The sequence below is a fragment of the Vibrio sp. Vb1026 genome (genome assembly GCF_033338745.1).
GTDB classification, from domain to species: domain Bacteria; phylum Pseudomonadota; class Gammaproteobacteria; order Enterobacterales; family Vibrionaceae; genus Vibrio; species Vibrio alginolyticus.
In genome coordinates, this window is the sequence record NZ_JAWOTH010000004.1 from 94,550 (window position 1) to 116,459 (window position 21,910).

General features: G+C 45.1%; 21 protein-coding genes. 10 read left to right on the top strand and 11 right to left on the bottom strand.

Annotated features, from left to right (window positions below; translation table 11 throughout):
* Positions 1-47 precede the first annotated feature (47 nt).
* The 4 genes from R7E47_RS08800 to R7E47_RS08815 all read right to left on the bottom strand — a co-directional run bounded on the left by R7E47_RS08800 (position 48) and on the right by R7E47_RS08815 (position 4,533).
* Positions 48-962, bottom strand: a complete 915-nt coding sequence (locus tag R7E47_RS08800) for a dihydrodipicolinate synthase family protein (protein ID WP_054577902.1) — start codon at positions 960-962, stop codon at positions 48-50.
* Between the two features lie 56 nt (positions 963-1,018).
* Complete coding sequence (locus tag R7E47_RS08805; protein ID WP_318084190.1) at positions 1,019-1,993, bottom strand: ornithine cyclodeaminase family protein; 975 nt, start codon at positions 1,991-1,993, stop codon at positions 1,019-1,021.
* 87 nt (positions 1,994-2,080) lie between these two features.
* Entirely contained in the window at positions 2,081-3,154 is a 1,074-nt protein-coding gene (locus tag R7E47_RS08810) for a polyamine ABC transporter substrate-binding protein (protein WP_318084124.1), read from the bottom strand.
* Positions 3,155-3,276: 122 nt separating this feature from the next.
* On the bottom strand, positions 3,277-4,533 hold the full coding sequence (locus tag R7E47_RS08815; protein WP_318084126.1) for an FAD-dependent oxidoreductase: 1,257 nt from the start codon (positions 4,531-4,533) through the stop codon (positions 3,277-3,279).
* A gap of 109 nt (positions 4,534-4,642) precedes the next feature.
* On the opposite strand from R7E47_RS08815, the gene R7E47_RS08820 reads away from it, so the two are divergent.
* The 6 genes from R7E47_RS08820 (at position 4,643) to R7E47_RS08845 (ending at position 11,165) form a co-directional block, all read left to right on the top strand.
* Positions 4,643-5,644 (top strand): 4-hydroxyproline epimerase, encoded by a 1,002-nt coding sequence (locus tag R7E47_RS08820; RefSeq protein ID WP_170890585.1) that lies wholly within the window; start codon positions 4,643-4,645, stop codon positions 5,642-5,644.
* Between the two features lie 21 nt (positions 5,645-5,665).
* The gene (locus R7E47_RS08825; protein ID WP_205460921.1) at positions 5,666-7,198 is read left to right on the top strand and encodes an aldehyde dehydrogenase (NADP(+)); all 1,533 of its coding nucleotides are present in this window, start codon (positions 5,666-5,668) and stop codon (positions 7,196-7,198) included.
* A gap of 152 nt (positions 7,199-7,350) precedes the next feature.
* Positions 7,351-8,025, top strand: coding sequence for a GntR family transcriptional regulator (locus R7E47_RS08830; protein WP_005377862.1), 675 nt, complete (start codon positions 7,351-7,353; stop codon positions 8,023-8,025).
* Positions 8,026-8,055: 30 nt separating this feature from the next.
* On the top strand, positions 8,056-8,820 hold the full coding sequence (locus tag R7E47_RS08835; RefSeq protein ID WP_054866062.1) for a hypothetical protein: 765 nt from the start codon (positions 8,056-8,058) through the stop codon (positions 8,818-8,820).
* 358 nt (positions 8,821-9,178) lie between these two features.
* The gene (locus R7E47_RS08840; RefSeq protein ID WP_205460920.1) at positions 9,179-10,774 is read left to right on the top strand and encodes a S41 family peptidase; all 1,596 of its coding nucleotides are present in this window, start codon (positions 9,179-9,181) and stop codon (positions 10,772-10,774) included.
* A gap of 70 nt (positions 10,775-10,844) precedes the next feature.
* Positions 10,845-11,165 (top strand): hypothetical protein, encoded by a 321-nt coding sequence (locus R7E47_RS08845; RefSeq protein WP_005397755.1) that lies wholly within the window; start codon positions 10,845-10,847, stop codon positions 11,163-11,165.
* A gap of 71 nt (positions 11,166-11,236) precedes the next feature.
* On the opposite strand, the gene rlmF is transcribed toward R7E47_RS08845, so the two are convergent.
* Both rlmF and R7E47_RS08855 read right to left on the bottom strand, forming a co-directional pair.
* Positions 11,237-12,364 carry a 23S rRNA (adenine(1618)-N(6))-methyltransferase RlmF gene (rlmF, locus tag R7E47_RS08850; RefSeq protein WP_186584317.1) on the bottom strand — a complete coding sequence of 376 codons (1,128 nt, stop codon included), beginning with the start codon at positions 12,362-12,364 and terminating at the stop codon, positions 11,237-11,239.
* Positions 12,351-12,866, bottom strand: a complete 516-nt coding sequence (locus tag R7E47_RS08855; RefSeq protein ID WP_005377870.1) for a M48 family metallopeptidase — start codon at positions 12,864-12,866, stop codon at positions 12,351-12,353. Before R7E47_RS08855 ends, rlmF begins: the two co-directional genes overlap by 14 nt.
* A gap of 138 nt (positions 12,867-13,004) precedes the next feature.
* On the opposite strand from R7E47_RS08855, the gene R7E47_RS08860 reads away from it, so the two are divergent.
* Positions 13,005-13,235: a glutaredoxin family protein gene (locus tag R7E47_RS08860; protein WP_005377871.1), complete on the top strand. Its 231-nt coding sequence runs from the start codon at positions 13,005-13,007 to the stop codon at positions 13,233-13,235.
* A 27-nt stretch (positions 13,236-13,262) separates the two neighbouring features.
* On the opposite strand, the gene R7E47_RS08865 is transcribed toward R7E47_RS08860, so the two are convergent.
* On the bottom strand, positions 13,263-14,132 hold the full coding sequence (locus tag R7E47_RS08865; RefSeq protein ID WP_318084129.1) for a LysR family transcriptional regulator: 870 nt from the start codon (positions 14,130-14,132) through the stop codon (positions 13,263-13,265).
* A 106-nt stretch (positions 14,133-14,238) separates the two neighbouring features.
* Between R7E47_RS08865 and R7E47_RS08870 the strand changes: the two genes are divergently transcribed.
* The 3 genes from R7E47_RS08870 to R7E47_RS08880 all read left to right on the top strand — a co-directional run bounded on the left by R7E47_RS08870 (position 14,239) and on the right by R7E47_RS08880 (position 16,810).
* Positions 14,239-15,462, top strand: a complete 1,224-nt coding sequence (locus tag R7E47_RS08870; RefSeq protein ID WP_206953240.1) for an MFS transporter — start codon at positions 14,239-14,241, stop codon at positions 15,460-15,462.
* A 90-nt stretch (positions 15,463-15,552) separates the two neighbouring features.
* Entirely contained in the window at positions 15,553-16,125 is a 573-nt protein-coding gene (locus R7E47_RS08875) for a DUF1415 domain-containing protein (RefSeq protein ID WP_005377874.1), read from the top strand.
* Between the two features lie 109 nt (positions 16,126-16,234).
* The gene (locus R7E47_RS08880; RefSeq protein ID WP_005377875.1) at positions 16,235-16,810 is read left to right on the top strand and encodes a nucleoside triphosphate pyrophosphohydrolase family protein; all 576 of its coding nucleotides are present in this window, start codon (positions 16,235-16,237) and stop codon (positions 16,808-16,810) included.
* A 69-nt stretch (positions 16,811-16,879) separates the two neighbouring features.
* Here the strand turns inward: R7E47_RS08880 and btuD are convergent, their stop codons facing one another.
* From btuD to R7E47_RS08900, 4 genes are all read right to left on the bottom strand, one after another.
* On the bottom strand, positions 16,880-17,647 hold the full coding sequence (gene btuD, locus R7E47_RS08885) for a vitamin B12 ABC transporter ATP-binding protein BtuD (protein WP_017820884.1): 768 nt from the start codon (positions 17,645-17,647) through the stop codon (positions 16,880-16,882).
* Positions 17,634-18,629, bottom strand: coding sequence for a vitamin B12 ABC transporter permease BtuC (gene btuC / locus R7E47_RS08890; protein ID WP_042521936.1), 996 nt, complete (start codon positions 18,627-18,629; stop codon positions 17,634-17,636). Before btuC ends, btuD begins: the two co-directional genes overlap by 14 nt.
* A gap of 82 nt (positions 18,630-18,711) precedes the next feature.
* Entirely contained in the window at positions 18,712-19,740 is a 1,029-nt protein-coding gene (locus R7E47_RS08895) for a succinylglutamate desuccinylase (protein ID WP_017820882.1), read from the bottom strand.
* A gap of 274 nt (positions 19,741-20,014) precedes the next feature.
* Positions 20,015-21,811, bottom strand: a complete 1,797-nt coding sequence (locus R7E47_RS08900; protein WP_170897132.1) for a M3 family oligoendopeptidase — start codon at positions 21,809-21,811, stop codon at positions 20,015-20,017.
* Positions 21,812-21,910: the final 99 nt, after the last annotated feature.

The window sequence follows — 21,910 nt, forward strand, 5'->3', positions numbered from 1 at the left end:
ATTACGAATGAGTAGAGCGTCAGTTAACGCTCTACTAAACAGCACAATTACAGATTGTATTTGGATAGGTCTAAGCGGGTTTCTAACGCATGTTCAACCATTTGAATGACTTGTTGACGCTCTTCACCTTGTAAAAGTTGGCGTGGCGCACGAACTTGTTCAGAGCCACGTCCGCAGACTTGCTCGGCCAATTTTATGCACTGAACCAGCGTAGGAATGGTGTCTAAACGCAGTAGGGGTAAGAACCAACGGTAGATCTCTAACGCTTCAGCATAACGACCTTGGCTTGCCAGTTTATAAATCGCGACGGACTCTTCTGGGAATGCGTTGGTTAAACCAGAAATCCAGCCGGTCGCACCTAGCATCAATGATTCAAGAGCAATGTCATCAACACCACTGAACACGGTAAAGCGGTCATCAAATTTATTGTAAAGCTCAGTGATACGACGAGTATCAGTGGTCGACTCTTTGATAGCTACAATACTTTCAAACTCAGCCAGTTTCGCCATGATGTCGAGGTTTACATCTACACCATAAGCAACAGGGTTGTTGTAAATCATGATTGGCATTTCTGGCGTTGCCTCTGCTAGCGTGCGGTAATATTCGAACGTTTCGCTCTCAGACGTGCGGTAAACCATGGCAGGCATCACCATACAACCATCGATACCAATTTTGTACGCATCCTGCATGTAATCAACAGCTGCTGTGGTAATAGACTCTGCTGTACCAGCAATCAAAGGCACACGGCCATTTACGACTTCTTTTGCCGCTTGCAAGACCTGGCGTTTCTCCTTCGGGTACAACGCGCAGTTCTCACCGACAGTACCTAAGCAGATAATGCCATTCACACCATCTTTAATCTGGTTGTCTATAACGGTTTGCGTTGCGTCTAAGTCGATTGACTGATCTTGACGAAATTGCGTACTGACCGCCGGATAAACACCTTTCCAATCAATTTTCATGAACTACTTTCCTTATATGTATATTGTATGCAATTTAAATGAACGAGCGAAAATGCTCAGACATGGCTATCTATGCCATTTTCTAACAACACCGCCTTTACAGCGGCCAAATCAGCCAAAGCACTGCCAACTGATTTGTATAAAGTAATGACCTCATCGTTTTGACGTCCTGAGATTTGTTGGGCGCAAAGCTGCGGTAATTCCCCTTTGATATCGTCTGACGTGAATACGCCCTCTTGAATTGGAATGAGAAGATCGCCCGCTTCGGCTAATACATTAATACGGCTATCAACATACACCTGTGCTCGTTGCACTGCTTTAGAGTCGCATTCACGCTTGTCCAAGTCATGATTACCGACCAAATCAATATGGGTGCCCGGCTGCACGTCTGCGCCATTAAACAAAGGCTCTGCTGATGCAGTAATACAGCTGATGATGTCAACGTGTTTGATAACGTGGTCCACTTTTTCTACGACTGAAACGCGAAACCGACGCTCATCAGGAAGCGACTGATACTCTGAAGATGACACAATGGCATCTACCGTCGCCTCGGCTTTATCTGAGTTACGCCCCCAAATATAAACCTGCTTAAGTGGGCGAACCGCAGCGTATGCCCACGCAAAATAAGGCGCAAGATTGCCCGTTCCGCAGATCAACAGACGATCAGCATCGGGACGCGCCAAATAGTCCGCTGCCAACGCAGAAGCTGCGGCGGTGCGCCAAAACGTTAAAACTTTACCGTCCACGAGTGCGAGCGGCTCACCATCGTTTCGTCTAAAAACAAGCAGCTTAGATGCAAGCGTATCTTTGCCTTGCTCAGGGTTATGCGGGAAATACGTAAAGGCTTTCACCGCAATTAACTCCGGGTTCCAAGCTGGAAGTAGCGCAAACGCCTCGTATTCTCCCTCTTCTAAGGGCATGACTCGGCGTTGAGGTATTGTTGCTGGCCGCGAGTACATTTCACGCATCGTTTCAATAAGAGACTTCATTGTTAAACATTGCGCGACTTGCTGTGCTTCGATGACTTTCATCATTTCTCCGAAAACATAAATACAGTTGAGGAAAAGTACGGAACCTCACTTATGGATGAAAACTTGGCCCCATACACAAATTAACGCCTAGTTAAGCAGCCAGGTATTAAACTCTTCATTTAGTTCATCTGCGTAGTCTGACCACCATTCATCGTTAATCAGGAAGGCGGTTTGGAAGTTTTGAGGTGCGGTAGGAAGGTTCGCTAAAATGTCTGGGTTCACCTCCGCCGAAGACGACTTACGCGCAGGCCCATAGGCAACGTACTTAGCTTGATCAGCTAATGGTTTTGTTCCTGAAGAAAAAGCAATGAAGTCCAATGCAAGCTTTGTGTTCTCACTCCCTTTAGGTATCGCCCATCCATTCATGTAACCCATTTGACGGTCCCATATAATCCGAAATGGTTGACCTTCATCTTTACGGGCATTGTGAATTCGGCCGTTAAACGCCGAGGCGATCACCACTTCTTTGTCTGCAAGCATTTGAGGTGGCTGGGCTCCTGTTGTCCACCACAGCACTTCTGATTTGATCGTATCCAACTTAGCAAACGCACGCTCACGCCCGGCTTCGGTTTCGAGCAGGCTGTAGACCTCTTCTGGTTTTACACCATCAGCCAATAGTGCCCACTCAAGATTACCCTGAGGTTGTTTTTGCAATGCACGTCGACCTGGAAAAGTTTTTAGGTCAAAGAGATCGGTCAACTTGCTAGGCAAAGCCTTACCTTTAAATGCGTCTTCGTTCACCGCTAATACTGTGGACACAACGATGGTATTGATTGCGCATTCGTGAATCGCACCATCAATGAAATCCTCTTGTGCTGGTGTTCCATCTGCGCCCGGAGGCAAAATACTTGGGCTCACTGGTTCTAGTAACCCTTCGGCGCAACCACGAACAATGTCTGGCTTGTCGAGAGAAACCAAATCCCAGCGCACGTTGTTCGCTTCCACCTGCGCTTTAATTTCGGCTAATCCGCCGCTGAAATCCTCGGATACGATCTCGACACCTGTTTTTTTAATGAAAGGCTTGTGATATGCCTCCACTTGGCTCTTGGTGAATGCACCACCCCAAGATACGACCGTCAATTTGTCTTCAGCATAAGCAGAGGTCCCCAACAGCATTCCTGAAATCAACAGCGCCAATGGTGCTTTGGTCATTCGTGACATGTTTTACTCCTTTTGGTTGTTTTCTGGAGGCATCCGAATACGGCTGTTGGACACCAACTTTGTTAAAATTAAGTTAACATTAGCATTTAATATATTTTATACAATATTTAATATTAAATTTTTCAGGCGAATCGTTGTAGTGAAAAAGGTGAAAGATCAATCGATGTCGGCTTTCCTTCGATAAGCTCTAAAAGGAGATCTGCCGTAATCGCCGCTTGAGTTAATCCAAGGTGTTGGTGGCCAAATGCCAGTAATACATTTCCATCCCAAATGCTATCAATAACCGGTAACGAGTCGACTGTTGAAGGCCGATTACCCATCCACTTTTCTCCTTGCTTGAGTGAATGTAACCCCGATTCAAACATCTCATCACCTAACTGAAAAAGCATTTCTGAACGTTTCATATTGGGTGGTGATTCTACATCGGCATACTCCACAGTGCCTGCCAAGCGTAGCCCACCAGACATCGGAGTCATGATGAATTTTCTATCGGCAGAGCTAATAGGAAATGGCAGTACATCACGCTTGTCATCCACCATTAGGTGATAACCACGCTCGGCTTGAATAGGCACTTTGACTCCGGTTAGTTGCCGTATCAAAGGCTTAGAATGTACACCAGCGGCAACAATGATTCGGTCAAATGAATGTGTTTGAGACTCAACCAGCACCTCGCCATTTTTCGCCAACGCAGATACACCTTTTTGTAAAACCATACCGCCAAGAACTTCAAAAGCTTCACTTAGCTCAACACAGAGCTGATAAGGGTCTAGCGTATGACCTGTATCGGGAAAAAAGACGCCGACAAAAACCTTATGGCTGAGATCAGGTATCCTCTCTCGAATCGCCTCTTGTGTCCAAACTTGATACGCCACACCGTTTTTAGCCAGTGAGTTAAGCGTACTTTGGTAGTCTTTAAACAGTTTCTCGTTTTCAAAAGTGAGCAATGAACCATTCATTTTTATTAGATGCGCTTTTCCGATTGAATCAAGCATGCCACGCCAACTTGCCACTGACCGCTCGTTAAGAGTTTTAATCGCGTTTTTTGCCTGCTCCGCGGCTGATGGCTTTGTTTGTAATAGAAAACGAATCATCCACCCGATAGTGCTTGGAATATCTTGCCAACGGATCGAAACCGGACTTTTGGGATCTAGCAGCATTTTAGGTAATTGTGAAAGCAGCGCTGGCGTTGCAAGAGGGAAGATTTGCTCAGTCGCGATATGGCCTGCATTTCCCTTAGAGCATCCATTCCCCACGCCATTGGGATCAAAAATCGTGACTTGATAACCTTGCTGCTGCAACTTCAATCCAATTGATAAGCCGATAATTCCCGCACCTATCACGGCGATCCTTTCCTTTTTGGTTTCATCCTTGACCAACATAAATATGCTCCGAGTCACACTTGAAAACGTAGATTGTATACAATATATTTTACATTACGTTAACATCGTTATTGTTTAATTCAACCATTTTTTCAGCAAGGAGCGAAAAATGAGACAAGGAACTTTTTTCTGTATTGATGCCCACACCTGCGGCAACCCAGTTAGGCTGGTCGCAGGCGGTGTGCCTCCACTCGAAGGCAATACCATGAGCGAAAAGCGCCAATACTTTCTTGAGCATTATGATTGGATTCGTCAGGCACTCATGTTTGAGCCTCGCGGACACTCAATGATGTCGGGGTCAGTTGTCTTGCCTCCTTGCAGCGATAACGCAGACGCTTCAATTCTGTTTATTGAAACCAGTGGCTGCTTACCAATGTGTGGCCACGGCACCATTGGAACCGTCACTACCGCTATCGAGAATCGCCTTATCACTCCCAAAAAAGAAGGCCGTTTGATACTTGATGTCCCAGCAGGACAAATCGAAGTGCACTACCAAACAAAAGGTGACAAGGTCACGTCAGTGAGGATATTTAACGTACCAGCTTACCTTGCCCACCAAGACGTAACCGTGGACATAGAGGGCTTAGGTGAGCTCACTGTCGATGTTGCTTATGGCGGAAACTATTACGTAATCGTCGATCCTCAAGAAAACTATGCCGGACTTGAACACTACTCTCCAGATGAAATTTTGATGCTTTCACCAAAAGTTCGCGAAGCGGTATCTCGAGCGGTTGAGTGCGTACATCCAGAAGATCCAACAGTGTGCGGTGTTTCTCACGTGCTATGGACCGGAGAGCCCACTCAAGAAAACGCTACCGCTCGAAATGCTGTGTTTTACGGCGACAAAGCGTTGGATCGCTCGCCATGTGGTACGGGAACAAGTGCGCGCATGGCGCAATGGCATGCAAGAGGCAAACTCAATCAAGGAGAAGACTTTGTTCACGAAAGTATCATCGGCAGCCTATTTCAAGGACGTATAGAAGGCATTACCGAAGTGAATGGCAAAGCGGCTATTTTGCCAAGTATTGAAGGATGGGCACAAGTATACGGTCACAACACAATATGGGTAGACGATGAAGACCCATATGCGTACGGATTTGAAGTGAAGTAATAAGGATAGTAAGGAAGAATGATGAACCCACAAGAACCAACCACTTTTTACGCAGTCAACGCCTTTACTGGTGAGCCTCTACCTATAGCGTTTCCGGTACATGGAGAGCAAGAAGTTAATCAAGCCTCCTCAGCCGCCCAAAGCGTAGCGCGTGAGTTTCGCCAACTAAGCAATGCAAAACGAGCGAGCTTACTTTGTTCTATCGCCTCTGAATTGGAAGTGAAGAGTGAAGAAATCGTTGCTCGTGCTCATTTAGAAACTGCCCTTCCCGAAGCACGTTTAAGCGGTGAAATAGGACGTACCGCGAGCCAATTAAGACTATTTGCCGAGGTTGTGAGATCGGGTAATCACCATCAAGCAATTTTCGATACGCCAAACCCAAACCGTCAACCACTGCCAAAACCAGATATTCGCCGTCAACAAATCGCAATTGGCCCTGTAGCCGTGTTTGGTGCGTCTAATTTTCCGCTCGCATTTTCTACGGCAGGTGGTGATACGGCTTCGGCACTGGCAGCTGGCTGTCCTGTGATTGTAAAAGGCCATACCGCCCACCCTGGCACCAGTCAACTTGTTGCAGAGTGTATTGAGGCTGCACTGGAGAAAGAGTGCTTACCGCAAGCCATCTTCACGCTATTGCAAGGCAACAAACGCGCACTTGGCCAAGCACTCGTTACCCATCCAAAAATTAAAGGGGTTGGGTTTACAGGCTCCGTCGGTGGTGGCCGTGCGCTGTTCAATCTAGCTCAGCAAAGACCAGAGCCAATCCCCTTCTATGGTGAACTAGGGGCGATTAACCCAACATTTATTCTCCCTTCAGCCATACGAGCAAACGCCTCATTGGCTGAAGAGTTTGTGGCTTCTATGACTTTGGGCTGTGGACAATTTTGTACAAAACCAGGCGTTGTATTTGTCTTGAATAGCCCAGAAACGCAAGCCTTTATCGAAATCGCTCAAGGGTTAATTCGACAACAATCAACGGCCACTTTGCTAACGCAAGGAATCCGAGAAACGTATGAATCCGAAGTGGATAAGCGAGCTTCCGAAACAGGCATTAACGTCACTCGTTCTGAACAAGCAGAAGCGACCAATGTCTCACCAGCACTGTTCGTGACGGACAGTAAAAACTGGCGTGAAAACCCGCAATGGGAGGAAGAAATATTTGGTCCTCAATCGTTAATCGTAATCTGTGAAGATTTCGATGACATGTTGAAACTGAGTGATTCACTGACTGGATCGCTCACCGCAACCCTTCACGCTACCGCTGAAGACGAAGAACAAGCCAAGCAACTGCTTCCAAGTTTGGAAGAAATCGCCGGACGCATTGTATTCAACGGTTGGCCAACTGGCGTCGAGGTTGGTTACGCTATGGTTCATGGTGGACCCTATCCGGCTTCAACCAATTCTGCCTCAACATCTGTCGGTGCGGAGGCTATTCATCGTTGGTTGCGTCCGGTCGCTTATCAAGCTTTACCAGAATCTTTATTGCCGGATTCATTAAAAGCGTCGAACCCACTGGGTATTCAACGCGCCATAGATGGCAGTGTGTCCCAATAAGCCCACCAAATGGCTCAAAAAGGCATCAACTGATGCCTTTTATTTCACTCTACTTCTCAAAACCTTCTTTCCTAGTTGGTTTGTGCCAGAAAAACAATAAACTACTAAAGTAAAATGGATTGGATACAATATTAATTTCACGGGAGACTTCAATGTCACAGAAACCTGTTTTTAAAACGCGCACTCAGCTCGTTGAGGAAGCAATTCGAACTCAGATCTTGAAGGGCGAGTTAAAAACTGGTCAACCTTTACGTCAAGATGCGTTAGCAAAAGAGTTTAATGTTAGCCGAATTCCTGTGCGTGAAGCGTTAGTTCAATTGGAAGCACAAGGACTCGTTAGCTTTGAACCTCACAAAGGTGCGACGGTCACTGAGCTATCTCCAGAGAAAATCAATGAGCTATTTGAACTGCGCGCTGTCGTGGAATGCCACATTTTAGAGCGCGCGATTCAAAATATGACAGACGCTGACCTTGAACGCGCGCGCGAAGTTCGTGAACGTTTCGAGTCAGTAGTGAACAGTGGCGACGAAGTAGAAGAATGGAGCAACTACAACTACGAGTTCCACAAAGCCCTATATGCGCCAGCCAACATGCCTGAAACTATGGACGTCATTTACAACCTGAACACAAAGTGTGACCGATACATACGCATGCAGCTATTGTTTACTACAGGCATTAAAAAGGCAGAAGAAGAGCACTTAAGCTTGTTTGAAATGTGCCAAAATCGCGATATCGAAGGCGCCAAGTACCTGCTGAAAAAACACATTCTAGAAGCGGGCACAGCGATTCGAAACCTGCTGCTTGAAAGGCAAAATATCAGCCAGTAAACGGAATAACGAATAAGGTGATGTTCAAGGATGAATGTTGGACCAAAGTTTTTACTCGCAGCGCTACGACAAAAGATTAAAGAAGAAGGGCTTTGCTACAATTCCTTGTCAGAGAAAAGTGGCATCCCTTTATCTAGTATTAAACGCCACCTACATAATCCAGCTTTAGGTTTGGATAAAGTACTTATTTATCTGAACTACCTGAATACCGATCTCGTCGAACTCGCAACCTTAGCCAACGAGCTTCAGCACCAAAACGAGCAAATGCTAACAGATGAAGAGAGCGACCTTTTCGTTGAGCATCCTTATTTACTTGATTTTATTTATATGCTGACTTCTCGTGATATTAAACCGCAAGAGATAGCCCAAACTTACGGACTTTCTGATACAAGCTTACGATTCTATTTGCGTATCGCGGAAATTCTAGGATATGTCGAAAACTTCGGAGACGGCTTGTTTTACCGTTCTGGTCGTCGATTTATTATGAAAGAAGGTACGGCATTAGACACCTTATTCAAAGAGCGATTTCAACAAGATTCGCTTTCTCATGATATCAACCCAGGCGTATGTATAGGTCGCATTAGGCTCACCGAAGAGCAGAAAGTGCAAATAGAGGACGAGCTTTGTAATAAATTAGCGAAACTTAACGCAGTTAACACTTCCAACAATGAAGGTGAACTAACAAATATATTAATGCGCTGCACTCCTGGTTCTCAGATATTTTTCGCTGATGATTTACCTAACATTGACGGAAGCCTATTAAAGCACGTCGCTCAACTCACTAAATTAAGTTAAATCATCAGACAAATAAATCAAACAAACCCCTGATAACATCATATATCCCTACCAAACTATTGATTCAAAGCGTTTCCTGAATCTAATTCTGATTTAGCAAGCATCGCTTAGTCAACTAAGAACTTGTCTTAATTTCACACTTATTAATTGTCTTGTTAGATCTTTTGAAATAGACAGAAAACTTAAGTAATGACTAATTTAGCTTAAGGATAAAAGACAACTTTTTTACGTTATTTACCTCACACTATTTAACTATAAATTTGCAGACGAACAAATTAAATTAATACATTCACCTAGCTAATAAAAACAAAAGCAAAACACATAATTATAATTCTATTATTTATAAGGACATAGAAAAGTGAAATTTAAGTATTCTTTAGCAACGGCAGTCACTCTCGCATTATTACAAGGCTGTGGCGGTGGCGGCGGTGATAGCTCATCACCTACTCCGTCCACTAGCAGTGCAAACGGTCCAACATGGAAAGTTCATGATTTTAGCCAATCGTCGAAAACGTTTATCAACCAATGTGAAACGCCCCGCGTCGGACTGGACCCATATGACAACTATGCCGCCTATCCAGATAAATTGGGCTCTGCATTACACGAAAAACTCTTTTTAAGAGCTTTTACTAACGAAACGTATCTATGGTATGACGAGGTTCCTGATAATAATCCAGCAAACTACAAAACTGTTACTGATTACTTCAATACGCTGGTCACCTCTGCTACTACCGCGACGGGTAAACCAAAAGATCGCTTCCATTTTACCGTCCCTTATGAGGATGATATGAAATCATCGCAATCCGGTTTAGTTGCTGGATTTGGTTTTAACTGGGCATTCCTACGTGGCGTACAACCTCGAGACGTTCGTATTTCCTACACTGAAGAAGCCTCGCCAGCTGATAGAAGCGGCATTGCTCGTGGTGATAAGCTTCTGAAAATCAATAATATTGATGTGGTTAACACCGGTAGTCAGTCCGACATTGATTTTATCAACAAAACGCTCTTTAACCCTGACATCAATCAAGATTACACCTTCACATTTGAGAGTGTTGACGGTCTAGAGAAAACCGTGACGCTTACCGCCTCTGATGTCATGACCTCTCCAGTTAAAAATGCCAAAGTGATTACACAAAATGGTATGCGGATCGGCTATCTGCAATACAACTCCTTTGAACCAAGCGCTCAAGCCCCGCTTATTGAGGCGTTCAGTACGCTCTCAGCAGAGAATGTTGACGAGATCGTCGTTGATTTACGTTACAACGGCGGTGGCTTAGTCCTTCAGTCCTCGCAAGTAGGCTACATGCTAAGCGGTGCTGGTCAGAACCGAGTCTTCAGTGAGTTGATTCACAATGACAAAGTGATGCGTACCATTAAAGATGGGGATAACATCTATCGCTTTACAAATATAGCAATAGACTGGGCAGCACAGAAATATTCGGACCAAGTGCTTCCGACACTGAACAAAAAGCGCGTATATGTGCTGACTTCAGGAGGCACGGCTTCCTCTAGTGAACTGCTAATCAACGCTTTACGCGGCATTGATGTGGAGGTTATCCAAATAGGCTCAACAACCACAGGTAAACCGTATGGGTTCTCACCAGAACAAAACTGCGGCACTATGTACTACACTATTCAGTTCAAGTCGGCGAACGAGAAAAAATTTGGCGACTTCGCTGATGGTTTTATTCCTACTCCAAAGAGCCAAATCAATACCGAGCTAGGCTTAAACAATAGAGTGGAAGGTTGCTGGGTCAATGACGACCTAACAAAACCGTTAGGCGATCCGTCTGAAGGTATGCTTTCTGCGGCGCTAAACTACATGGAAACAGGAACCTGTCCGCCAGTATCCCCTTCAAGTTTCAACGCCATGCCGCGTAACATTTCATCTCCGGAGTTAAGCGATCTTCGCTCTCCGCTACGAACAGAGGCAATTCATGTTGAGATCAACTAACTTTTTACGAATGCTGATTCGGGTTGCGCTTTTCTTAGGCACTTCGATTTCTTTGATAGGATGCCAAGCTATGTCACAAGAACCCGTTGAAGCATTGAGTAAAAAGAACTCTCCGGAAACAGTCATAGAGATTCAAAACGCGATCGCAGAAATCCAAGGGACACCAGCACCTAGAATCGCAAATAACGTATTTGAATCCTCACCGCATTTGTTGATTGAAAAAGGACGAGTAAAAGGGAACAACAATCAACTGTTGGATGGCAGCTATACGGATCTTCCAGACCAATATACGTTGCAGATAAGAGGTGAAACCTGTGGCTTGTACTATGCCAAAACAGATACTTTTGTCTCTCTCAGTTCACTAGATTGTGAGCCCATCATTAAGTTTTAGATCTCCCAAAAGAGAAGCCCGCTGATATCAGCGGGCTTCCTACTTTATTGTTCAGTGTGAAACGGTCAACGTTACTTTAGTTCAATCCATGCTTTGCGCTGTTGCTTATCCATGTATGACCAAGCTACAAAGCGGCTCACTTTCTGTCCTTGGCTCATTTCAACCACACGAATGGCTTTCACACCCAATTTTTCAAGCTGCTTGCGCATCGGGCGAACGTTGTCTTTTTTGGATATGAGTGTTGTAAACCACAAAACCTGCGCGGCAAAAGCTTGGCTTTCATTCGCCATTTTTCGGATAAACGCCGCTTCTCCGCCTTCACACCACAATTCAGCGTTTTGACCGCCAAAATTCAACGCAGGCTTACTTGTCTTTACTGGTGCGGTTTGAGGTTTTAGCCCTTTCTTGCGCTGGTTTGCTTTTAGATTATCGATTTTACGCTGGCTGCCCATAGCGGCATCTTCCGCCGAACGGTGGAATGGCGGATTACATGTCGTCACATCATAACGATCATTCGGTTGAATGATACCTCGATAAATATTGGCATCATTGTATTGCTGTACCAGTGCAATTTTTCCCGTCAAAACACGATTGTGCTCTACGATCGTTTGAGCCGATTGGATGGATTTTGGATCGACATCGCTGCCCGTATAGTGCCAACCGTATTTTGTTACACCAACAATCGGATAAATACAGTTTGCTCCCACGCCAATGTCCAACGCTTTCACTTTTTGGTGCGCGTACTGACCTTTTGCTTCACCATCAAGTAGCTCTGCCACTCGGTGAATGTAATCAGCGCGGCCCGGAATCGGCGGGCAAAGGTAGGTGTCGGGAATGTCCCAGAACTCGATACCATAATACGCAGCAAGCAATGCTTTATTGAGCATTTTAACAGCATTAGGATCAGAAAAGTTTATGGAGTCTTCCCCTTTCGGATTTTTGATAACGAATGGCTTTAACTGTGGTTCACTTTCCACGAGTTTTTTGAAATCGTAACGACCTCGATGAACATTACGCTCATGCAAACCATTCTTCGCTATTTTTATGAACTCGACTTCGCTCTTTCCTGCAGGCTGCGAGGATTTGCGCGCAACTTTGTCTTTAACACGCTTCGGCTTGGCTTTATTCGCGTCTTTATTCTGACCCGCCATTGAAGTCTTTGGCTTTGCTTGCTTCGCGTTGTGATTATTGTTCTTCATTCAAATTCGCTTTTAAATCGAGGTAAATCATAAACAAACGAGCATCAAATTCGAGTTGGTGATACTCAGGCTCCATATAGCAACATAGCTGATAGAACGCCTTGTCGTGGTTTTTCTCACGAGTATGCGCCAACTCATGTACCACCAGCATTCTTAATAGTGGCTCGGGCGCATCCTTAAATACATTGGCAATGCGAATCTCGTTTTTCGACTTCAGCTTACCGCCATGGTTTCTACTGATTACACTGTGCAAACCAAGCGCGTTGTTTACCGCGTGAATTTTCTTATCGTAGACAACTTTACTGATTGGCGCGGCTTTCTTCATGTAGCGGTTTTTGATTGCCATGGCGTACTCATAGAGCGCCCTTTCGCTTTTGATTTGGTGCCTATCGGGATAACGCTTTTCGAACCAAGGAACAAACTTGCCACTCGCTATCAATGAGCTCACCTGCTCTACGATGTTTTGTGGGTAGCCTTGAATGTATCGAAGTGACGGATGCATAGAATTAACGTCTGTTATGACAAAATAAAGGCGCTCAATATACCTGAGATAAAGGACAGTTTCACCTTAGCTTTCGCCTTTCATTTATGGTGAAAGGTCGTTAAACTTCGCCTCCCAATGATAATGGAGAGAAACTCAATGAAACGTGTCGTCCTTTACGTCAAAGACAAATGCCCTCACTGCAAAGATGCTCAACGTTATCTGGATTCGAAAAATATTAACTATCGTTTGTGCAATGCTAAGATGCAACGCGGTCGCAAAGAACTTGATGCGCTTGGTGCTCGTTCAGTGCCAGTTTTAAAAATTGGTGATCGGGTAATGATTGGCTGGAACCCAAAGAACTTCGAGAAGATGTACAAAGGCGACTAGTGCTCGAACAATGAATCTGCGCTGCGTTTAAACGTAGCGCTTGATAAAGTCGATAAACGTTCGATCTGCTATTGATAAATACCCCTGCTTGCGCCAAGCAAGTGCCAGATCCAGCGTCACTGGTGGTTCAAACGGCACGCCAACAACGCCTGACTCATGTTGGGTCACCAATTCCAGTAACGCGGTAATCGCAAACTCTTGTTTCACAATACTCAAAATCAAAGGCAGTAAGTTGGTTTCGAATGATGACTTCATGGTAAACCCATGCTCCTCACTCACCTGATCCAAAAATTCACGGTGAAAATAGCCATGCTGAAACATAACCAAATCGTGTTCAAAGAACTCATCAAAAGTAAGAGATTCTCGCTGGGCTAACTCATGCTCAGGTGAAACAACTGCGACCATTTGGCTAGTAAACAAATGGTCAGTTTCTAGGTCATCAGGCACGTTATCACAACTGATCACACCGATATCGAGTTGACCATTGAGCAGCATACGACGAATCGATTGAGTCCCAGCTTCGACCAAGGTCAATTTTAACTCCGGGAACTGGCTTTTAAACGCCATCACAATTCGTGGAAAGAAATAACTGCCCATCATTGATGGCGTTCCGAGCCTTACTTCGCCTTTCGCTAAACCTTTCAACTCATCAATCGCGAGCTGCGCGTCGTGCAACTGTTGAATCACCCGCTTGGCATGTACAAGTAGCGTTTCGCCCTCTTTCGTTAAGCTGATTTTTTTATCATCACGGCGAAATAGGGTAACACCCAAAGACTGCTCAAACTTTTTGATAGAAATGCTTAATGCGGGCTGGGCAATATGCAGGGCTTTCGCCGCATGGGTAATACTTCCATGTTCAGCGACCGCCAGAAAATGTTTAAGTTGTTTCGATTCCATTAGATCAAAAATATATGGTGTCCATATTTTTAATATATTTTTTTAATTTACAACGAACTGATAGATTGATCACAGTCTCTCCATTTGCTCACATTAGGCAGGATTCATGGTCAGTTTTGGCACACCGGAATACAAACGCATTACGCTCTCGCTAGCGCTTGGTTCCTTCTTAGTTTTTTCAAATTTATACCTACTACAGCCAATGCTGCCCACTTTTGCCCAAATTTTCACGATCTCAGAAACGCAAGTGAACTGGTTATTTGCGGCCTCAACACTCGCTCTCTCTTTTAGCCTCGTTCCGATGGCTGTGTTGTCAGAATCAGTGGGACGAAAGCCAGTCATGATGGCTGGTCTGTTTTCGATTCCTACCCTTTCCGCTTTGATGCTGTTTGGTGACTCATTTCTGTTTTTGGTGGTATGTCGAGCACTGATCGGTGTCGCGCTCGCCGCTTTTGCTGCGGTCGCCGTGGCTTACATGGCAGAAGAGCTCGACAAGCACGCTTTCTCGATGGCAATTGGAACGTACATTGCGGCTAACTCATTAGGCGGTATTGCAGGGCGTATTAGCGGCGGCTTATTGACGGACAATTTCAGTGTTGATGTCGCCATTGAAGTTATGATGGTGTTCACTCTTCTTGGTGTCATTGGCGTTCACTATTTATTGCCAACACAGCGCAACTTCACCCCGTCATCAAGCAGCTTGCGCCATCAAAATCGTGCGCTTATTGGTCATTTTAAAAACCAACGCGTGTGGTTCGCGATGCTGATAGGAGGACTCAACTTTGCTTTGTTCGTCAACCTTTACTCCGTCATGGGGTTCCGTCTGGTGAGTGAACCTCACAATGTGCCCGTCGGGTTGGCCTCACTGATCTTTATTTGTTACTTGGGAGGGACTTTCTCCTCTCGTTGCGCAGGCCACTGGAGTAAACGTTATTCATCAATCCTCGGTATGTTCTTAGGCGCGATAGTGAGCATGACGGGGATGTGGATTGCGGCGGTTGAAAGCTTGACTGCAATGCTATTTGGGTTGTTGCTGATAAGTTTTGGTGCCTTCTTTACTCATACCCTCGCCTACGGTTGGGTCGGTCAGAACGCCACTCGCGCCAAAGCCACCGCGACAGCGCTCTACTTAGTACACTACTACGTAGGCGGTAGCTTAGGAGGATTCTTACTTCTTTACTGTTGGCAGCATGGTGGTTGGTCGAGTGTTCTTATGGGGGGAAGCGCAGTCTACCTAGCGATGTTTGCTGCGATTGCGTATTTGAAACACATTGCCGAAAGAAAGCACACTGACCAAACACCTGACGCTGCGAGTTTAAAGAGTAGCTAAGGTACGCTCACTTGCGTAATACCTCTCTGGTTACTTGGATAACCAACTCTGCTATGCTTGCGCTACTTTAATAAAAAACCAGAAAGTCGTATGTCAACGCGTTCAACACAAAACACAGATATCGAAGCGATCACTCAACAGGTCGATCAATGGCTCAACGATGTAGTAATCGGTCTCAACCTTTGTCCGTTTGCTGCCAAGCCGCAACGTAATAAACAAATCAAAATCTTTGTTAGTGAAGCGACTCAAGAAGAAACGCTTCTTGAAGATATTTTATTGCAACTGATTGAGCTGAGTAACACAGAGCCCGAACAACTTGAGACCACGTTGGTTGTGGTTCCCAACATGCTACAAGATTTCTGGGACTACAACTTTTGCATAGATTGGGTTGAAGGATTAATTAAGCAGCAAAACTGGGAAGGTATTTTCCAAGTAGCGACTTTCCATCCTGATTACTGTTTTGGCGGCGCAAAGCCTGAAGACGACGAAAACCTGACCAATCGTTCTCCTTACCCGATCTTCCATTTGATTCGCGAAGAGAGTATGGAAAAGGTACTAAAACACTATCCTGATCCTGAATCCATTCCCGATACAAACATCGCTCGTGTTTCCTCCCTCTCAGAGGAAGAACGTAAAAAGCTGTTCCCTTACCTATTTCGTTAAGCACCACCATTCCCAAAGGCAGATTTATCACCAGTTAGATGCAATGCCCTTGGGGTTCAAAGTGCGGTTTGGTATCATTGCCGCTTCAATCGATTCAATGGAAATTAGAATGCAACTGTCAAAGCTAACCCAAGAGATTTTTGATCACTTATACCGTGATATCACCGAGTTCCGTAGTACGTTCGACTTACCAGTCGCAGACGCTGCAAGCCTTGATACGCAAGCAGACACACTACACACCTCTTTGGCGATCGAAGAGCTAACAGAGCTAGCAGAAGCAGATTGTAAAACTGAGCAAGCAGATGCCATCGTAGACAGCGTGTATGTATTAATGGGCCGTCTCGTTCATCTTGGCCACAGCAAAGTAGAAGACAACCTAGCGATCAGCTACTTAATTGATCTTCTATTAAACGTTGCAGTAAACCGTGGTATTGAATTTATTCCTTGCTGGGATGAAGTGCACTCAAGCAACATGAGCAAAGTATGCCGTAACGAGCAAGAGTACTCAGAAACAGAAGCATTCTACGCAGAACAAGGCATCAAGTTGATGGCGGTGCAGAAAGGTGAATACATCATCGCGAAATGCGCCGAAGATTTCGTATCGGAAGGTAAAACCATTCGTAAAGGCAAAGTACTCAAATCTGTTTACTACCGCCCAGCAGATCTAAAACCGCTAACTCAGTAAGCGTTGAGTTTGGCTTTCTCGATTAAAAAAACGACCTCAAGTAGGTCGTTTTTTTATTGTCCCTAAATACTAATCAAAGATTAAATAAGGTTGCTCATCTACGATGACCTTTTTGACTTGAGTATTGAACACTTCCCCGAGAGCTTCTTCCGTTAGCACAGTATCGGCACTTCCTGATGAGTGCAGCACACCGTTGTTAAGCAGCAATACTTTATCTGCGTGCTTTAATGTGCGATTGAGATCGTGATTAGCAACCAATACTCCAATTCCCTGCGCCGCCATAGCGTTAATCAATTGATAGAGCAGACCCTCTTGCGCAATATCTAACGGTGCTGCTGGCTCATCCAAAATTAAAAACTGCGAAAAAGGATTAATGGTACGCCACACCTGCAAACATACACCTGCTAATCGGACACGCTGCCACTCACCACCGGATAATGTTTGAATACTGCGATGAAGCTTATCTTGCAGTTGTACCAGCTCCACCACCATATTGACGGCATCACGCACTTTGATATCCGCAATCTCAGCACCACTTGGCAGAGATAAAGCGAGATACTGAAACACATCAACATTAAACGCTGGGCGCGATTGCTGACACAAATAACCTCGAACATGAGCTTGCTCTGACAACGGTAAAGTAAGCAAGTTTTTGTTGCCAACGTACACTTCACCACTCATACCGTCTCGGTGACTTAACGTACCAGAAATCGCAGCCAATAAAGTACTCTTACCGGAACCATTAGGCCCAACGATATGTACGATTTCGCCAGCTTTGCATTCAAAAGAAAGAGGCAATAATCGACTACCAACCGACATATGTTTAACGTGCATCATGACTCTTCACCAGCATCCAGATGAAAATAGGTGCGCCAATCGATGTTGTCATGACACCTAAAGGTAACTCTGCGGAGTCCAATAACAGTCTTGCGCCGATGTCAGCAAATACAAGCAACGCAGCACCAGATATTGCAGAAAGTGGCAATAAATAACGGTTTTCCGTACCAAAAGCCAAACGCAACAAGTGCGGCACCACCAAACCAACAAAACTGATGATGCCACCCAAAGCGACTGAACTACCCACCAAAACAGAAATGGCGAGGATCAATTTCCAACGCATTTGATGCACATCGACACCCAATTGGGTCGCATGAATCTCACCCAGCATCAATTTATCAAGCGACTTGCCTTTACAACATAACCAGATAAGCACCGGTAACATCACCAAAGTAACGGTATGTTGATACCAACTTGCACCGCCAATACTGCCCATTAACCAATACATCAGTTGGCGTAAACTGAGATCATCACTAAAGTAAAATGCCCACGTCACAATCGCGCTCGATAAAATACCCAATGCGACCCCAACCAAAAGCAATCGAGCCGTCGTCAGGTGCATTGCCCTTGCTATCGCCACCAAAACAAACGTGAATACCATCGAGCCAGCAATCGCTGCCAACATAAAAACAATCGGGGTAGGAAGAACAGGTGACGCGAACATGATTAAGACCATTGCTAAGCTTGCGCCACCAGAGATACCAAGCACGCCAGGTTCAGCCAACACGTTCCCAAGCAACACTTGTAACGTCGCGCCAGATACCGCTAACGCAGCACCAATAATTGCCGCAGACACTAACCTCGGTAAACGCAAGTCCACCAATAACTTCTGTTCAAATGCAGATAAGGATTGAAAAGGAGAAAGAAAAATTTCTCCGACCATCAAGTGAATGGCAGAGAGTACAGCGAGCACGATCGACATAACCATCAGGTTACGTTGCCAGCGTCGCTCCTTGTTCAGGATAAGTTGTTGAAAATCCATAGCAGCCGATACAAACAAACGAGGCTTAACCTTACAGTTAAGCCTCGGTAAATTGCAATTAACTTCTCAAAGCAATGTTGGATTAATCGTAAACCAACTCACCCTCTTCAAAACGGGTTTTCACTTCACAAACCATCAGAGCTGCGCGTTGACCTATTGCGACGTGGCGATTCGGGAAGACAATCGCTTCGTTTTCATTCTTCGCCATTAATGGTTTGTCGCCATCATGACCAAACACTTCGCCGTGAACAAATGAGGTGAAGTTTTCAACATTGTCGTCGAACATAAAGTCAAAGTCTTCGTTCAAACGAACGATTGTGCGACTTACGCGATACTTAATGCATGGTTTTGGTAGGTGTTCTGGCTTCGTTTCCGCAATCAAATTACGTAAAGACAAATCAAACGCGGTCAGTTTATCGAGGTCATTTTCACCGATACGAGCCACACGGCCAAGCTCCATTGTGAGAGCCTGCGCACCAAAGTTCTCGGCACTGTACCAGCTAAACGTGCTCGATGGTGAGTTTGACAGGAGCACTGCTTCAATGTGTGCACTGTCCAAGAAATCGATCAATGCTTTGCTGCGCACAGGATGACGAGTCTTAGGACTTACTGCAAACGTATAGTGCTTCGAGCCTCTAATCGCGCAGTGTAAATCAAGGTGCCAGCGTGTTGTCGGGTCGGTATCCTGATAAAAATCTCGAACAAGCAGCTTAAGTGTATCGGCGATAACAAGCTCTTTTGTCTGTTTGTGTTCTTTTTCGTCAAACAGACGGTTGAGGTTTTCTTCGAGGAATCGCGTGTGCGCCAGAGTGGATTCTGGGTGAGCGATAATGAACAGACAACGGGTATCGACCGTCTGGAACCCAGATTCTATGTCTTGAATAATGGAATCCACCAGCTCCATCGGTGCGGTTTCATCTCCGTGAACCCCACAAGAGATGATGATGTTCTTCGTATCCTGAGTATAATTCGCAGGGATTACTTCTAATACACCACGCTGATAGAGTTTAAGTTTTACACCGCTAGAAAGCACCTGCTCCGCTGGTGCAACATCAATATGAACATCTAACGTGTCAGTTAAAAACGATTGGCGAAAGAGAGACTTCGTCATGCGTTACTCCTTAATAGCACGGCGGATATGTTAATAAATTGTACAAAGGATTTTTGTTGCTGCGATCTCACTTATGAGTAGAAATCACTATTTCCCTCGAAAATCCGATGCCTTTTCGCGCCAGGCACTCAAATCAAGCATTGAGGCGTTTAATTTTCAAACAATTACAAAGTGTTAGGGCTGTGAACTTTACCACAGCCCTGATTAAGATCATTATGATTTGATCAAATTTTTGTAGCTATAAAGCAGATTATGCATCAACACTGCGAAAAACTTAGCCGCGCTGTGCGAGCAAACGCTCAAACTCATCGACTTTTTCACGCACTAGCTCAACACTCTGCTGCCAAAACGTTGGCTGGGTTAAATCCATCGACAGATGCTTTTCGACGACATCTTCCGCCATCATGCAGCCTGTATCGCGCAGCAAATTGATGTAATCGGTGTAAAACGCTTCGCCTTTGGTTTCTCGCTGTGCATAGATACCCTTGCTAAACAAGAAGCCAAATAGGTATGGGTAGTTATAAAAGCTCACGCTATCAATAGAAAAGTGCAGCTTGCTTGCCCAGAAGTACGGATCCGGTTCGCTCATTACGTCGCCATACCATTCTTTCCAAGTTTCTGACATCAACTCACAGAAATCATCTGCGGTTAACTCTCCATCCTGGCGGCGTTCATAAAACGATTTTTCAAACTCGTAGCGAACCGGAATGTTGATCATTAAAGCTAGCGCAGATGACAACTCTTCCCACAACATCTCGAGCTTTTCATCAACGCTCTCAGCTTTCGAAATCAAATGATCACGAACGATGTTTTCTGCAAAGATAGAGGCGGTTTCTGCTAACGTCATTGGGTAGTAAGTTTGGCAAAGTGGCAAATCACGAATAACCCAGTTATGGAACGCATGGCCAAGTTCATGTGCCAGAGTCATAAGGTCTGAACGGCTGCCACTCCAAGTCATAAACACAAGTGGTGTTCGCGTTGCTGGCAGTTTGGTGCAGTATGCGCCAAGACGCTTGTTAGCATTTGGCGCGGCATCAATCCAACCATTTTGTACCATCAAACGGACAAACTCCGACATCTCAGGGTTTACTGTTTCAAATGCTTCACAAATAACATCAATCGCTTCATCAAAGTCGTAAACCTTCGCTTCACCGCTCAAAGCAGGCATAGCCGCCAGATGATTCCAAGGTTTCATCTCATCCAGACCATGTACTTGCGCCATCAATAAACCTGCTTTCTGACCAATAGCTCGACTGTCTTTGGCGACTGTCATCATCGCATTTAAAGTTTCAGCTTGGATTCGGCTACCATGCAAACTCGGCTCTAGGAAGTGAACTTCACGCTTCGTAGAACGCTTTTTGTTTTCAGTTAAGCGCCATCCTGCTAACGCATTCAAAATCGCAGCGAATGATTCTTGGTGCGTTTGCATTGCATCTTGTACGCCTCGCCACGCGGCTTCTTGACGCTCGAATTCAGAACCATAAAGAATGCTTGCCGCTTGAGAAAACCCAAGCTCTTCACTCTTACCATCTGTGTACTCAAGCTTCACTTTCAATGAGCCAGTCAGGTTATCGTATAGGTTACCCCAAGCCGATTTGCCATCCACACTCATCGCAGCCAGTAACTGTTCTTCTGCGTTGCTAAGACGAGTATCCGCCAACTTTCTAGAATTCAAGATAGAAAAAGCTTGCCCACTGATATCAGGATTCTCATGGTCTAACACGCGCAAGATAAACTCTTCGTCGGCATGAGTTAATGTCAAATCAAAGGGACTGAACGCTTGGGAAAGCTCCGAAAAGATGCGGGTCATTTTACCAAGTAACGATTTCGCTTCGGCGTTTGTTGCATCAACAGAAGCATAACAACTCGCAAAATTTGCAACTGTGCCCGCTAAACGACTCGCGGCTTCATTGGTTAAAATCGCATTTTGCATGATCTCTACGTTGCCACAATCTGCTGATTGTTTATTCAAAAGATCAATACATTGTTCCACAAGAGCAATATCGTCTTGAATTCGTGGGTCAGAAAGGTCGTTATAAACGATGGACAAATCCCAACTCGGCGTTGTCATTTCTATATTTCCTTTTTATGTAACTGAGTCAATTTTCGCTTCCTGCACCTAGCAGATGGGCTTCCACTGACATCTTCCGTGACTATGCCCGTAAGCAAT

Excerpts from the sequence above, each read along its gene's own strand:
- R7E47_RS08800 (WP_054577902.1), bottom strand. The coding sequence starts at position 962 with ATGAAAATTGATTGGAAAGGTGTTTATCCGGCGGTCAGTACGCAATTT.
- R7E47_RS08805 (WP_318084190.1), bottom strand. The coding sequence starts at position 1,993 with ATGAAAGTCATCGAAGCACAGCAAGTCGCGCAATGTTTAACAATGAAG.
- R7E47_RS08810 (WP_318084124.1), bottom strand. The coding sequence starts at position 3,154 with ATGTCACGAATGACCAAAGCACCATTGGCGCTGTTGATTTCAGGAATG.
- R7E47_RS08815 (WP_318084126.1), bottom strand. The coding sequence starts at position 4,533 with ATGTTGGTCAAGGATGAAACCAAAAAGGAAAGGATCGCCGTGATAGGT.
- R7E47_RS08820 (WP_170890585.1), top strand. The coding sequence starts at position 4,643 with ATGAGACAAGGAACTTTTTTCTGTATTGATGCCCACACCTGCGGCAAC.
- R7E47_RS08825 (WP_205460921.1), top strand. The coding sequence starts at position 5,666 with ATGAACCCACAAGAACCAACCACTTTTTACGCAGTCAACGCCTTTACT.
- R7E47_RS08830 (WP_005377862.1), top strand. The coding sequence starts at position 7,351 with ATGTCACAGAAACCTGTTTTTAAAACGCGCACTCAGCTCGTTGAGGAA.
- R7E47_RS08835 (WP_054866062.1), top strand. The coding sequence starts at position 8,056 with ATGAATGTTGGACCAAAGTTTTTACTCGCAGCGCTACGACAAAAGATT.
- R7E47_RS08845 (WP_005397755.1), top strand. The coding sequence starts at position 10,845 with ATGTCACAAGAACCCGTTGAAGCATTGAGTAAAAAGAACTCTCCGGAA.
- rlmF (WP_186584317.1), bottom strand. The coding sequence starts at position 12,364 with ATGAAGAACAATAATCACAACGCGAAGCAAGCAAAGCCAAAGACTTCA.
- R7E47_RS08855 (WP_005377870.1), bottom strand. The coding sequence starts at position 12,866 with ATGCATCCGTCACTTCGATACATTCAAGGCTACCCACAAAACATCGTA.
- R7E47_RS08860 (WP_005377871.1), top strand. The coding sequence starts at position 13,005 with ATGAAACGTGTCGTCCTTTACGTCAAAGACAAATGCCCTCACTGCAAA.
- R7E47_RS08865 (WP_318084129.1), bottom strand. The coding sequence starts at position 14,132 with ATGGAATCGAAACAACTTAAACATTTTCTGGCGGTCGCTGAACATGGA.
- R7E47_RS08870 (WP_206953240.1), top strand. The coding sequence starts at position 14,239 with ATGGTCAGTTTTGGCACACCGGAATACAAACGCATTACGCTCTCGCTA.
- R7E47_RS08875 (WP_005377874.1), top strand. The coding sequence starts at position 15,553 with ATGTCAACGCGTTCAACACAAAACACAGATATCGAAGCGATCACTCAA.
- R7E47_RS08880 (WP_005377875.1), top strand. The coding sequence starts at position 16,235 with ATGCAACTGTCAAAGCTAACCCAAGAGATTTTTGATCACTTATACCGT.
- btuD (WP_017820884.1), bottom strand. The coding sequence starts at position 17,647 with ATGATGCACGTTAAACATATGTCGGTTGGTAGTCGATTATTGCCTCTT.
- btuC (WP_042521936.1), bottom strand. The coding sequence starts at position 18,629 with ATGGATTTTCAACAACTTATCCTGAACAAGGAGCGACGCTGGCAACGT.
- R7E47_RS08895 (WP_017820882.1), bottom strand. The coding sequence starts at position 19,740 with ATGACGAAGTCTCTCTTTCGCCAATCGTTTTTAACTGACACGTTAGAT.
- R7E47_RS08900 (WP_170897132.1), bottom strand. The coding sequence starts at position 21,811 with ATGACAACGCCGAGTTGGGATTTGTCCATCGTTTATAACGACCTTTCT.